Genomic DNA, 14,330 nt, shown 5'->3' with positions numbered 1-14,330 from the left:
CATTTAGTAATACATAACCTCCTAAAAACGGCAGATCAAGCGGATGATTTTCTCTACTATTAGGAGGTTCGTAGTTTATTTCTTCATTTCTATTAAATTACTAAAGCTGCTTGATTTAATTGAACAGGTGCACCCTTTTCAAGCGATTCTTTTGCTGCCTTTGCAATTTTCTGAGCTTGTAAGCCATCAAAGCCCGTACAGTTAACTTCTGTATTTTTGAGAATAGCGGAAGCAAATTCTACCACTTCATCGATATATGCTTGATTATAACGCTCAAGGAAAAAGTAAAGCGGCTTTTCTTTCGTAACACTCTCTGCTGTTGATACTTCTACATTAGTGGCACGATTGTTATCGGCTTGTGCTGCCCCTTTGGCACCGAAAACTTCAAGACGCTGGTCATAGCCATACACTGCCTGGCGGCTGTTATCAATGACTCCCAAAGCTCCATTGGCAAATTTTAGCGTAACGATTGCAGTATCGATATCACCTACTTCGCCAATTGCCGGGTCAACAAGGACTGCCCCTGCAGCTGATACCTCTACTACTTCACTACCCATTACATAACGGGCCATATCGAAATCGTGGATCATCATATCCATAAACAATCCGCCGGAAGCCTTCACATAATCAACACCTGGTGGCTGCGGGTCACGTGAGGTAATTTTTAAAATATGAGGCTCGCCAATTTGGCCGTCTTTCACAAGTGTTTGAATTTTGCGGAAGTTAGGATCATAGCGGCGGTTAAAACCAATTTGCAGTTTTACACCGGCTTTTTCAACAACTGCCAATGCCTCTTCTGTTTCCTCAACTGAAAAGCTAACCGGTTTTTCACAGAAGATATCTTTGCCGGCAAGAGCTGCTTCTTTAATGATAGTAGCGTGTGTATTGGTTGGTGAACAAATGAAAACGGCTTGAATTTCCGGATCATTTAGCAACTCGTGATAATCAGCTGTTAAAACCTCAATTTGTTTTTCTTTTGCCCATGATTCAAGGTGATCTATAAAAACATCTGAAACACTTTTAATGCGAATTTGTGGTATCTTTCTTAAATTATCTACATGTAATTTTCCAATCCGTCCTGCACCAATAATCCCAATTGTCAATGAAGTCATGAAATGATTCCTCCAATAATATTATTCGGTTAAGCGTTTTCCTTAACAACGATTATACATTTTCTATATATTTTCATCGATCAGTTATTTGAATTTCCTTAATTTTAACTTAAAGTGATTAAGCGCTTACTCTAAAAGGGAAAAACCCCGACCTAGCTGGGTTTTCCTTCAATATTTTTTAAACTTCTTACAGAATTCCGTTCTACCAGCATAGGTGAGAGCATGATCCGCTGCTGTGGCATCGTTGGGTCTTTCATTAATTTTAAGAGCTGATCAATCGCATAGTGGGCTAATTCTTCTTTCGGCTGAGCAATTGTTGTTAAACCTGGATCTGCTAATTCAGCGTAAATGGTATTATCGAAACCAACAATTGATAAATCTTGCGGTATACGAATATTTACTTTCCGGGACTCATTAATAAGGATAGCAGCAATCAAATCTGTTGAGGCAAACACAGCAGTAGGCCTATCCTTTAAAGAAAATATTTTCCTTGCTGCGGCTTTTGCCTCGTCAATAGTAGACATCGCGTTGACCGTCCATTCTTCCTCTAACGAAATCCCTTCACCAGCTAACGATTGTTTGAATCCCTCTAAACGCATGCGTCCGCTGGCTCGATTTAATTCGGCTATGATCGCAATATCCGTATGTCCTTTATCTAATAAATAACGGCCTGCCATATATCCACCTCGTACATCATCAGTAGTAACAATGTGTGATGAAAAACGGAGGTTATCAATTGAAAACATTAAATGGGGGATGTTTTTTCTTTGTAGATTTTTATATACCTTCCAATCTTCCTGCTCTGTCGCGATAATAATCCCGTCAACTTGCTTTTTTAATAAAAGATCCAAATATTCCTTTTCCCGCTCAATTTGGTAATCAGTGCTACACATAATAATTGCATAGCCCATCTCGCGTGCATTGTTTTCCAACGCCCGCCCAACTTCTGCAAAGAAGGCATTTGAAATATCAGGAACAAGAACTCCAATCGTATATGTTTGCTTTCCTGTTAATGCCGCTGCAACACTGCTTGGCTGATAGTCAAGTTCCCGCATTATTTCAGTCACTTTTTTTCTGGTTTTTTCACTGATCCGACCTGAATTATTAACTACCTTTGATACGGTTGCAATGGAGACCCCCGCCTTTTCAGCTACATCGTAAATCGTCGGCTTCATCCACTTTCAAACTCCTTCTAAACTGTCCTATTTTGATACCATTTTACCATGAAGGAATTTTGGGGGTAATACCAGGACTAATTATTTTGAAATACTCTTTAAGAAATCAAGTTGTTTTTGAGCATTATCCTTCGTAATAACTTGAATTCCACTGTCGATGCGGTTTGAGATCTTTTTGCCATCAGCTACTTTTAAAGCATTTTCAACACCTTGGTATCCCATATTATATGGACTTTGTGCAATAGTACCAGCAAGACCTCCGCTAAGAATTGATTGAACTGCTTCTTGAGTACCATCAGTACCGATTACTTTAATATCCAAGTGTTTTGCCTGAACCGCACGCAATGCTCCAAGTGCCATATCATCATTAGCTGCAAATACACCTTTTACGTCACTGTGTTTCTCAATAATATTTTCCATAACTGACAATGCTTTTGCTTTGTCGCTATCGGCAGGCTGTTGTGCAACGACTTTTATTCCTTCTTTAATAAGTTCGTCCTTAGCACCTTTAATCCGTTGGTCAGTGGCAGGGTTACCGAGTGCTCCTGCAATAAGGACAACTTTATCACCTTTGTGAAGCATGGAACCAAGCAATTTACCTGCTTGAGCACCTGCTGTTGCATTATCCGTACCGATGAAGGTAGTTTTGCCATCAAATGTAGCGTCTGAATCAATTAAAAGCACCGGTATTTTCGCTTTTACCGCACTGGTTAATACTGGTACAACCGTGGTTGGCTGCGATGGAGATACAACAATTGCACTTGGTGACTGGCTGATTTGGTCTTGAATCATGTTAACTTGTTCCATAACTTGTGATTCAGCTGATGGTCCTACTACATTTACATTAACCCCCAGCTTCTTACCTGCTGCCTCAGCACCAGCCTGGACATATTGCCAATAAGGGCTTGATAATGTTTTTAATACAACAGTGACGCTTTTATCGCTGTTATTACTTGCGGTTGCGCTGGTACTTTTACTAGTACTTGATGAACAACCGGCGATAAATGTCATGCAGGATAAGGCTACAGCAGCACCAACTAATTTAATTTTATTCGTATTCATTTGTATTCCCCCACTTTTCCTGTTTTTAATGAAGTTTTATGACTACCACATAGTGATAAAGAAGTCGCGTTTTGTATAGATATTTGGCGAACAAGATACAAACAAAAGAATTACTTTTTCTTTGCTCTGCGTTGACGGATTACGTCTACATAAACTGCCGCGATGATAACGATTCCAATTACAGCCATTTGCGAGTCTGCAGAAACGTTCAGAAGGTTTAAACCATTCCGAAGAACAGCAATTGTTAATGCACCGATTAATGTACCTGAAACTGTACCAACCCCGCCAAAGAAACTGGCGCCACCGATGATAACAGCTGCTATCGCATCAGATTCATAGTTAAGTCCTGCAAGCGGGAATGCTGAGTTAACACGTCCTACCATTACTAACCCTGCAAGACCTGCCATCAAACCACTTAATGAATAAACGATCATAAGCACACGATCAACCTTGATCCCTGATAGACGAGCGGCCTCCGGATTGCCACCAATCGCATAAATATAGCGGCCTGTCTTAGTTCTTGTGAGGAAAATATGAAAGATTACATAAACAACAATTACTAGAAGAAAGCTTACTGGAATCGGACCAACGAATTGATTTCCAGCAAATTGAATCATAAGCGGGAAACCTGCAATTGGTGCAGCCGCAGTTACAATAAGGGCAATTCCCCGGCCTATAAATTGTGTTCCAAGAGTTGAAATGAATGGGTGTGGTAAATGCAGTTTTGTTAATAAAATTCCATTTATCCAACCGAAGAAAGTGCCTACACCCAGACAAACAATGATTCCGATAATCGGGTTCATGTGCATGTTGACGGTTACAATTCCCATAATCATAATCGATACTGCAAGAATTGCACCTACTGACAAGTCAATCCCAGCAGTCAAGATTGCCAAAAGCATTCCGATCCCAAGGAGAGCATTAATGGAAGATTGACTGGCAATATTCATGAGGTTATTAACCGTTAAAAACTTATCTGACAGGGAAGAAAGGATTACAACCAAGATGATAAGAGCTAATAGAGGTCCCAGCTTACTGATTACTTTCTTAAATGTGTTTTTATCTTTTGGTAATTCGGTTTCAGATTTTGTTACGACTTGAACTTGACTCATTTTTTCATCCTCCTGTAGCCGCTTTCATTATTCTCTCTTGTGAAGCTTCTCTAATCGGCAAATCTGCTGTTAATTTTCCCTCACTCATAACTAACACTCGATCACACATCCCAAGAATTTCAGGAAGGTCTGATGAAATCATAATGACGATAGAACCGTTTTCAACTAATTGATTCATTAAACGATAGACTTCAACTTTTGCACCTACGTCTATTCCTCTTGTCGGTTCGTCAAAAATAAATACCTTTGCCTGGGTACATAACCACTTGGCGATAACAACCTTTTGCTGATTTCCTCCACTCAAGTTCCGAGAGTGAAGTTCAATGTTTCCTGGACGAATTTTTAACTCTTTCACATAATTTACTGCTTCTCTACGCATTGCTTTTAAATCGAGCAATCCTGTATTTCCTTTAAACTTATCCATATTAGCTATGGCCATATTAAAGTCAAGCGTCATATCAAGCAACAGGCCTTCACTTTTGCGATCCTCTGTTATAAAGGCAATTCCTGCGTTGATAGCGTCCCGTGGAGATTTAATCCGGATTTCCTGACCATCAATAAAGACCTTCCCGCCTTTATGTTGATCAACACCGAAAATCGCTCTGGCCAATTCGGTACGTCCTGCGCCAACAAGTCCTGAGATCCCTACAATTTCGCCATATCGGACTGAAAAATCAACCGGCTCATTTGTGCCTGCTACAACTAAATTTTCAACCCGGAATCCTTCTTTTCCCAAATTAAAGGATTGCTTTGGAAATTTTTCATCCAGTGAACGTCCAACCATTAATTCTATCCAGAGGTCGGTTTCAGTTGTTTTTACTGGTAAAGTTGCAATTTTGAATCCATCACGTAGAATGGTAATTCTGTCACCAAGGTGCCTAATTTCTTCAAGACGATGGGAAATGAAGATAATCCCGATTCCTTTTTTCCTAAGTTCTTCGACCACCTTATATAACTGTTCTACTTCCTGGGCGCTTAAGCTGGAAGTCGGCTCATCCATAATAATTAATTTCGCATCCAGTGCGATCGCTTTCGCAATCTCAACCAGCTGTTGCTGCCCAATGCCTAGTTTCCCAAGCTGCTCATCTGCAAGTTTTGGGTCCTGCCCAAGCAACTCCAAACAGCGCTCTGCTTCTTTTCGCATTGCTCTGCGGTTAAGCAAGGACATTTTGCCGCCGTGTTTTAATTCTCTTCCAAGAAAGATATTTTCATATACTTTTAGTTCTGGAATAACATTCAGTTCCTGATAGATTGTCGCAATACCTAATGTCATTGAATCAACCGGGTTATTTAGGTGAACCAGGTTCCCTTCCCAGTAAATTTCTCCAGCATCCTTTTGATAAGCGCCTGTTAAAATTTTGATTAAAGTTGATTTGCCTGCTCCGTTTTCCCCAAGCAACACATGAACTTCACCAGCTTTTACATCGAGGTCGATCCCCTTTAGTACATGGTTTTGATTGAAGCTTTTTTTAATTCCTTTTATTTCGAGGAGGCTCCTTGTATGTACAACCATATCTGATCCCCTTTCTTCGTTTTCCCCTAAATGTAACGAGAACTTTTTAGGTAAGCGCTTTCCCTTTATCTAAAATTATATCATCATATTCTCAATATGCAACAATATTTTGAATATTCTTTGAACATATTTTGGATAAATGTTGTAAAAATTTTAAAATACTACCATCCTAATGTTTAATATTTGTCATAACAGATCCGTTTGACAATGACCAGTAGGCTTTTTCCAGATAGTGTGCCATTTGAATGGAGTGATCTGAATTATATACTGGATTTTCCTTACTAAGTATACAGTCTTGGAAATGTTCAACCTGTCTTAAATATTGATCATCTTTCAATCTTTCAAAAAGAATAACATTATTATTTTCATCTCTGATAGTAATTTTTCCGCATTTATCATCAGAAACGTCAGGCCGAAAAGAGGAATCTACTGTTATGGAACCTTTTGGTCCTATTACTTCATAGCGATTAATAAATGGGAGTTCTATCGAAGCGGACACTTCAGCGATCCGATTTTGTTCGTCTTTTAAAACACAGACGGAAGTTGTATCAACACCGTATTCAGGATGAATCTTTCCGCTCATAGAGATTTGAACTGGTTTAAAGCCGATCATTTGAGTTACTGCATGAAGTCCGTAGCAGCCTACATCCCTCATAGCACCTCCGCCCAATTCCTGATTTAATCGAATATCCCCCTGATCCTCGAGCATCCATGAGAAATGGGCTTTGATATGACTGTATTCACCGATGACTCCCGAGTTGATTAACTCTTTTGCACGGTCATGCTGACAATGAAATTGATACATAAACGCTTCCAAAAAAACTACGTTATTTTCTTGTGCAGCATGGTGGATTGACTCCATTTCGGCTTCTGTTAATGCAGCCGGCTTCTCCAGAAGAACGTGCTTTCCATTTTTCATTGTTTTTACAGCCCATTCAGCATGCAATGAATTGGGAAGTGGAATATACACAGCATCAATGGATGGATCCTCAATTAGTTGTTCATACTTTTGATAAACAATAGGAAAATTAAAGCGCTTAACCTTATCAGAACTCTTTGAAGCAATAGCAGTTACCACTGCACGGTTTGAACGGCGTAATGCCGGGACAAGCTCATCGTATGCTATATTAGCTGCACTTAAAACTCCCCATCGGATTTTTCTCATAGTTTTCCTCCTTATTTTAAATCTATTAAGAAATTAATATATTACAGATTTATTAGGTTAAGCGCTTTCCCTATTAATAATAACCCCTCACAAGAGAGAATTCAATATTTATTTTAAAAGTATTTGTAATTTTTTGAAAGTTTTATTAAAATAATAAACTTAAAGAAAATCAAGTCAACAGGTTATGTTTCACGCTTACTGTTTTTAGCCAAATGAATCAAGAAAAACAACGGTAAGTAGGGAAAAAAAGATATTCGAGAATATTACACGCGTACATGACTAATGTTTTTGTTTTCAAGTATTTCGCCAAAAGTTAACCAAAAGATATATCAACATGAGCACCAGCCTATTCTCAAAAAATAACAGTGGGAATGGGCTGGTGTTTTTCACATGACCTTTCGTTCTTCTACGAATTGTAATATCTCTCCATTCGACCTTTTAAATGGATGGTTTTATGGCCAGTGATGCCCTGCCTTAAAGTTTCTCATGGAAAAATTTTATTTTTTGGCTGTGTTAAATTTAGCTGTTGATTGTCGAATAATTAATTCCGGAGAAAGTAACAAACGTTCCTTGTTCATCTTTTCCTCCTTCATTTCCCCGATTAACAATTCAACCGCTTTCGCTCCCATTAGTTTAATCGGCTGTGATATGGTTGTTAACATTGGGGATGTTGTGGTAGAAAGCACAGTGTTATCAAAACCAACAACCGATAAATCTTGTGGTACGTTTAAACCAACTTCCTTAGCAGCCTGTAATACCCCTGCTGCTAATAAATCATTGCTCGCAAAAATTGCTGATGGCCTCTCTTTCATTGAAAGAATTTTTTTTCCGCTTTGGTAACCTTTTCGAATGGTTGCTTCTGTTTTTACAATAAAGCCATCCGGTATCGGTAAGTCCGCTTCAAGCATTGCTTCCTTAAATGCATCCATCCGCGCGGTATTACTACGAACATTTTCGATGATGATTGCAATTCTTTTGTGGCCCAAGGAAAGTAAATGGGAAGTTGCTAAATATCCCCCTTTATAGTCATCCACAGTCACAGTATTTACGGATAATTTTGGAATATCTGAAGCTAATAATACCATCGGGAATCCTTTATCCAGCATCTCTTCAAGTAAATCCGGACTTCGGAAAGCAGATGCTACAACCAGACCATCTATCCTTTGACTGGTTAACAGCGATAAATAGCTCTTCTCTTTTTCAGAATCATTATCTGTATTGCACATCATCACGTTATATCCAAAATCATGACTTCGGTCTTCAATACTTCTTGCAACTTCTGCATAAAATGGATTCGAAACATCCGGAACTAGTAGGCCGAAAGCTTTTGTTCGCTTTCCCCTTAATGAGGCTGCAGCTACATCGGGAGAATAATTAAGTTTTTTCATTGCTTCCCATACTTTTTTTCTGGTCTGCTCACTAATGCTGCCAGTATGATTGATCACCTTCGAAACAGTTGTTGTCGAAACACCTGCTTCCTGAGCGACACTATGAATGGTTACCTTCATAATTGACCCTTCTTTCCCAGTAACCTTTTTTATGTTGTGATTATAACACTTTAAAGCCATGAACATCAGAAAAATAGACAGTGCTGCCCTAAAGCAAACTGTCTAAAAAAAGAACCTATTTATGAATTTAATTAGATGAAAAAATTTTATAAGGTGATTGAACAGTTATCAATTCTCCTGTTTCAAACGACTCTTTACAAGCATAACCAAGAGCTGTTGATAATACTCCATCTTCAACCGTAACATTAGGCTGTCTCTTTTCTCTGACACAAGAAATAAACTCTTCGACCTCACTTAAATAGGCTTGTTCAAATCTCTCTAAAAATCCATCCGAGCATTCCTTTACAGCACCAGATTCATCAAATACCGTGACCATATTTTTTTCAGGAATGGTTCCAATTCGTAATGTACCTTTTGTACCAATGATTTCTGTTTCAATATGATATCCATGTGCACAGTTACGTCCGGCAATAAAAACGCCCATTTTATTTTTTTCAAATTTCACTAAGGCAGTCCCTGTTTCTGCATCGTTCAACTCCGCTATTTCAGGATATCCATAAGCGCCGCCAATTGCCCAAACTTGTTTAGCTTCAACGTTTAATAACCATCTGGCAAGATCCAAATCATGAATAGCCATATCTAAAAACAAACCGCCACTGTAATTATTTTTTGCAAATTGCATAAATCCATGTATTGCCTTTGCAGGATCAAAACCATAACAGCGAATTAAGTATGGCTCACCAATTTTGCCTTCCTCTATTTTCTTTTTCGCATATGCATAGGACTTGTCATATCTTCTCATAAAACCGAGCATGAATACTCGGTCTTTATGCTTGTTCACTACTTCTTGAACGCGCAATGCTTCCTCCATATATAAACCAAGCGGTTTTTCACTGAATACATGAAAACCTGCATGTAATGCTTTCTCGATTTGTTCGCAATGAAACCCTGACGGAGAAGCAATAAAGATTGCGTCCAGTTCTTTATTTTTTAGCATTTCATCATAGCTGGTATATGCGTATGGTATATCCCATTCCTTTTGGACTTTTTCAACTTCTTCTAGAATCACACTGCAAACAGCATACAATTCGCAATTTGGTATGCGAAACGCTAAATTCTCTGCATGTTGTCTTCCTAATCTTCCTAATCCTACAATCCCTACCCTAACCTTTTCCATCGTAAATCCCTGCCTTTTTTTGGATTATTGTTAAGTAAAACGTTTTCCTTTTTTCATAAATATTAGGAATCTATTAAACCTCTAAAGCAAAAAATATTGTAGATTATACCTGAAAGAAAATGATTATATTTTTTAGGTAAACGTTACCCCTTTTTTTACGATTATATTATCCATTTATACTCAAGTCAACATTTTATTTATTAAATCGAGGAAGAAGAGAATCCTAATTATAAAGACCTTTTTAAGTAAACTTTCCTAAGAAATGATATTCTCATCATTTCTTAGGGGTAGGGTAAACGTTACCCTTTTAGATATCCACATAAAAAGCAAAAAATGAGGCTTGAACATAACTAGCTTTAAATAATAAAAAAGGTGAATTTGAGCGCACTCAAATTCACCTTTTTCTATTATTTTTGCGTGTAAATCTTCTATTACCTTAGTTGGTGGCAGTGAATTTTCATAAAATTACTGCCATTAACGCGAGTCCTATTTTGTTTTCTACCCCCGATTTTCCTCGTACAGAAAATCGAGTAAAACACAAATTAGCCTTCAAGAATCCAAAAACTGGCTCCATATCGATTTTACGTTTTCGATAGAATCATTCGTTACGATGAAAATTTTGTGTGATAACTTTATTTTATCAGAAGTGGTCCTTAATTTTATTTAAAAAATAATCAAAGCCTGTGAAATTTTACTCTAAGTAAAATTCACAGGCTTTTTAGATTCTAGAGAGGGTTTTGTCCCAGCCTCATTGATTTATCTTGAATTATTTAGAAGCCTTCTTATGTTTTTTATTACAGCAATTGCATTGTCCGTACAAAGTGGATTTATTTTACACATACAACTTTAAAACCCAGCTACCTTCACATGAGAAGATTAGCTGGGTTTCTTAATTATTTACATCCAATTATTATAGAACTATTCGGATCCGTCTAGTAAGCCACTGCTCTTTGTTCAGCAACGGCGCCCGTTTCTTGAACAAGGGAAGTGATACTCTTGTTTTTCAAGCATCGCACCCGTAAATTTAATTAACAGCAAATAAAATTTTAATAGTTAGAAATTTCTACTAGATCACAATCTGGATCCCTAGTATAAATAGAAGCTATTGATCCTAATGCTTAAAGCTACACTTTGCAACTTTCATCGCTTCTTTAATATATTCCGCTGATTGATGAAGCCATTCAAGTTCTTGGGAGTCGAGAGCAATTTCTAATTGTTTTTCTATTCCATTTCTCCCGATGACACATGGCATACTTAATGCAACATCTCCATCGTATCCATATTGTCCGTGTAAGGTTGTGGACACCGGATAAACACTACGTTCATCCAGCATAATCGCTTTTGCTAGAGTAACAGCAGCTTGGGCAACCCCTGCATTTGTCCACCCTTTCCCATTTAACACATCAAAGGCTGCCTTAACAACTTGTTTTTTAATACCTTCCCGGCTTAATAATTCTTTTCCTTGAAAAACTTGGTCTAATTCTTTTTCACTAAACCCCTGCACACTTAAACGGCTTAATACCGGGAAAGCGGTATGGCCGTGTTCGCCCATCATATAAGCTGTTACACTTTTTGGATCGATGTCATAATTAGCAGCAATTATTTTGCGAAGACGTGCAGAATCAAGCATCGTTCCAGTTCCGAATAATCGTCCTTTTGGATAGCCAAATTCATTTTCTGCTATGTAGACCATGGTATCTAATGGATTTGTTATGAGAATAATGATTGCGTCTTTTGTGTATTTCGTAATTCCCGTCATGACTTCACGAATTACCTCTGAATTGACAACAGCTAATTGTGCCCTGTCCGGCATCGCATCTTCATCACTTTTTACCATGCTGGGACCGGCAGCACAGATGATTACATCTGCATTTGCGCATTCGGAATAATCTCCGGCGTATACCGTTGTATTTGACATATATGTCAGAGCGGTTGCATGTTCTTGGTCAAGAGCTTCGCCATAAGCAACCTCCTTATCAATATCAATGACAGCTATTTCGGCAAATAGTCCCAATTTCATGGCATCCGCCAGAACATAAGAGCCCACATGTCCTACTCCCACAACTACTAACTTATTTCTTTTCATCGTTTCCCCCCCAATCATAATATATAAAATTTTAACACAATTTAGAAAATACTAATAATTTTTAATTAATTGGTGCAGTTACACCAAAAAAACTTTTTCAGGTCCTATAGCAGTAATGGAATACCTTGTGCGTTACACACATCGTATTGCCATTTCAAATAATAGAATAGTTTCTGCCTTTTTGGGCGCAAAACTTCCGATTGTCTCCTGAAAGAACCGTCCCTATGGTTTTTTACTATTCTGCAAAAATTCTAAAAATTACATTGAAAACGTTTACTTTGTAATATAATTGTTATTTAATATAAATATATTTCAAATTTTCAAAAAACTAGGAGGTAGAGTAATGAGGAAGATTGTAAAACAGTCATTTCTATTGATTTCTGTACTATTACTTGTGGCTTTAGCAGCTTGTGGTAAAAGTACCGAAACTTCAGGAAAGGATTCAGCGAAAGATGGGGGACAGGCTAAGGGTTTGAAAGCAAAAATAGGAGTGATCACGTATTTAAGCGGTCCTGGTGCAGCTTATGGTGAAGCAATTACGAGTGGTTTTAAGTTAGCACAAAAAGAAATTAACGCAAAGGGCGATGTAAACATTGAACTTGTGATTGAAGACTCCGCGGGTAAACAGGAACAAGCTTTAGCAGCAGCTCAAAAACTAATGAGTGATGATGACATTGTTGCCCTTTTAGGACCTACTTTAAGTACGGAAATGAACGTTGTTGGGCCTGAGGCGGATTTAAACGGAATTCCAATTATGGGTACATCAACAACTGCTGTGGGAATTCCACAGATTGGCGACTATGTTTTCCGAAATTCAATACCTGAATCACTTGCCATTCCGGCATCGATTAAAAAAGCAGTCGATAAATACGGTGCGAAAAAGGTTGCCATTCTTTATGGTAATGACGATGTGTTTACAAAATCAGGCTTTGATACGATGAAAAAAGAAGCAGAAAAGATGGGGCTTGATGTTTTAACGATTGAAACCTTCCAAAAAGGACAGTCCGACTATAATGCTCAATTAACAAAAATCAAGGGCCTTAATCCAGACTTGATTTTATGCTCGGCTCTGTATAATGAAGGTGCGGTTATCATGGATCAGGCAAGAAAAATGGGGATTAATGTACCTTTTGTAGGAGGAAATGGCTTTAACTCTCCGCAGGTTATTGATATTGCAGGAAAAGCTTCTGAGGGATTAATTGTTGCCACTCCATGGTTTGCGGAAAAAGATGATCCGAAAGTAAAGGACTTTGTTCAAAAATTTGAAAAAGAGTACGGCAAGAAACCTGACCAATTTGCTGCTCAAGCCTATGATGCTCTGTATATTTATGCGGAAGCGTTGAAGAATGCAGGTGAAGCTGACAGAGATGCATTTCGCGATGCACTTGCTGAAATCAAAGATTTAGACGGTGTACTTGGTAAATTCTCCTTTGATAAAGAGGGAGACGTTGTCATGGACCCAACCGTACTCATCATCAAAGACGGCAAGTTCCAACTGTTTGAATAAAAAAGTAGTAAAGGGTGAGATGTCTTGTTTTTAGAGCAGCTAATTAACGGAATTACACTAGGAAGCATCTACGCCATCGTTGCTCTTGGGTTCACACTGGTTTTTGGGGTTCTGGGCATCATTAATATGGCACATGGTGAAATTTTTATGTTTGGGGCTTTTATAGGAGTTATCGTTACGAGTACGCTGGGGCTGCCGCTTTGGGTGGCCTTTGCCGCTGCGATCCTTGTAACGGTCATTTTGGGCTATTTGCTTGAGCGCTTTGCACTAAGACCACTCCGCGGGAAGCAAGGCGTCTCACACCTTGCTCCATTAATCAGTACGATCGGCGTGTCGATTTTACTTGAAAATCTTTCGCATCACTTATTCGGAGCAGGAAATCATCCTTTCAGTAATGCGTTTGCTGAGATTCGTTTCCAGATTGGCTCCATCACCATTTATGCAGTTCAAATCTTAATTTTTGTCATTTCGATTGTTTTAATGATGGCTCTTTCGTATTGGCTTTCCAAAACGAAGGCTGGAAAAGCGCTCCGGGCAACAGCAGAAAATTTGGAAACGGCTAGTATCCTGGGGGTCAATACAAAACGAATCATTACGCTAACGGTGATTATTGCATCAGCAATGGGAGGTATTGCTGGGATTTTAGTGGGTATGGCCTTCAACTCCGTTAACCCGCAAATGGGATTATCAATGGGGCTTAAGGGGCTTGCCATTATCATTTTAGGCGGAATGGGAAATGTGAAAGGTGCCATGGCAGGAGGATTGATTCTTGGATTGTCGGAGACGCTGGTTGTAGCGTATGGAGATTCGGGATATCGCGATGCAATTGCCTTTATCATCATCATCATCATTCTTTTATTAAGACCTCAAGGACTTTTTGGGCAAAAGACAGCTGGAGCGGGGAGGCCATGAT

General features: G+C 38.6%; 11 protein-coding genes and 2 pseudogenes. 3 read left to right on the top strand and 10 right to left on the bottom strand.

All coding sequences use genetic code 11. From position 1 onward, the window contains the following. Positions 1 to 92: 92 nt before the first annotated feature. From iolG to M3610_RS17090, 10 genes and pseudogenes are all read right to left on the bottom strand, one after another. Entirely contained in the window at positions 93 to 1,112 is a 1,020-nt protein-coding gene (iolG, locus tag M3610_RS17135) for an inositol 2-dehydrogenase (protein WP_098575929.1), read from the bottom strand. Positions 1,113 to 1,264: 152 nt separating this feature from the next. Beyond that, a complete protein-coding gene (locus M3610_RS17130) occupies positions 1,265 to 2,287 on the bottom strand; it encodes a LacI family DNA-binding transcriptional regulator (RefSeq protein ID WP_098575930.1) in 1,023 nt (340 codons plus the stop codon). 81 nt (positions 2,288 to 2,368) lie between these two features. Then, the gene (locus tag M3610_RS17125) at positions 2,369 to 3,349 is read right to left on the bottom strand and encodes a sugar ABC transporter substrate-binding protein (protein WP_251460899.1); all 981 of its coding nucleotides are present in this window, start codon (positions 3,347 to 3,349) and stop codon (positions 2,369 to 2,371) included. A 110-nt stretch (positions 3,350 to 3,459) separates the two neighbouring features. Continuing rightward, positions 3,460 to 4,461 (bottom strand): ABC transporter permease, encoded by a 1,002-nt coding sequence (locus M3610_RS17120; RefSeq protein WP_251460897.1) that lies wholly within the window; start codon positions 4,459 to 4,461, stop codon positions 3,460 to 3,462. Positions 4,462 to 4,465: 4 nt separating this feature from the next. Then, positions 4,466 to 5,974, bottom strand: a complete 1,509-nt coding sequence (locus M3610_RS17115) for a sugar ABC transporter ATP-binding protein (protein WP_251460895.1) — start codon at positions 5,972 to 5,974, stop codon at positions 4,466 to 4,468. Positions 5,975 to 6,143: 169 nt separating this feature from the next. Then, positions 6,144 to 7,139 carry a Gfo/Idh/MocA family protein gene (locus M3610_RS17110; RefSeq protein WP_251460893.1) on the bottom strand — a complete coding sequence of 332 codons (996 nt, stop codon included), beginning with the start codon at positions 7,137 to 7,139 and terminating at the stop codon, positions 6,144 to 6,146. Positions 7,140 to 7,636: 497 nt separating this feature from the next. Beyond that, positions 7,637 to 8,647, bottom strand: a complete 1,011-nt coding sequence (locus M3610_RS17105) for a LacI family DNA-binding transcriptional regulator (protein ID WP_251460891.1) — start codon at positions 8,645 to 8,647, stop codon at positions 7,637 to 7,639. A gap of 127 nt (positions 8,648 to 8,774) precedes the next feature. Then, positions 8,775 to 9,824, bottom strand: a complete 1,050-nt coding sequence (locus M3610_RS17100; protein WP_251460890.1) for a Gfo/Idh/MocA family oxidoreductase — start codon at positions 9,822 to 9,824, stop codon at positions 8,775 to 8,777. A gap of 457 nt (positions 9,825 to 10,281) precedes the next feature. Next, positions 10,282 to 10,419 (bottom strand): annotated as a pseudogene (locus M3610_RS17095) (hypothetical protein); the annotation flags it as partial. 516 nt (positions 10,420 to 10,935) lie between these two features. Beyond that, a complete protein-coding gene (locus M3610_RS17090; protein ID WP_251460887.1) occupies positions 10,936 to 11,910 on the bottom strand; it encodes an L-lactate dehydrogenase in 975 nt (324 codons plus the stop codon). Between the two features lie 70 nt (positions 11,911 to 11,980). On the opposite strand from M3610_RS17090, the pseudogene M3610_RS17085 reads away from it, so the two are divergent. The 3 genes and pseudogenes from M3610_RS17085 to M3610_RS17075 form a co-directional block, all read left to right on the top strand. Beyond that, positions 11,981 to 12,079: pseudogene (locus tag M3610_RS17085) on the top strand (transposase); the annotation flags it as partial. Positions 12,080 to 12,253: 174 nt separating this feature from the next. Continuing rightward, a complete protein-coding gene (locus M3610_RS17080; RefSeq protein WP_251460885.1) occupies positions 12,254 to 13,417 on the top strand; it encodes an ABC transporter substrate-binding protein in 1,164 nt (387 codons plus the stop codon). A gap of 24 nt (positions 13,418 to 13,441) precedes the next feature. Then, complete coding sequence (locus tag M3610_RS17075; RefSeq protein WP_251460884.1) at positions 13,442 to 14,329, top strand: branched-chain amino acid ABC transporter permease; 888 nt, start codon at positions 13,442 to 13,444, stop codon at positions 14,327 to 14,329. Position 14,330 lies beyond the last annotated feature (1 nt).

The sequence above is a fragment of the Neobacillus sp. MER 74 genome, assembly GCF_023714155.1.
The sequence above is the reverse complement of the archived record's forward strand: the minus strand, read 5'-3'. Positions and strand labels throughout refer to the sequence as shown.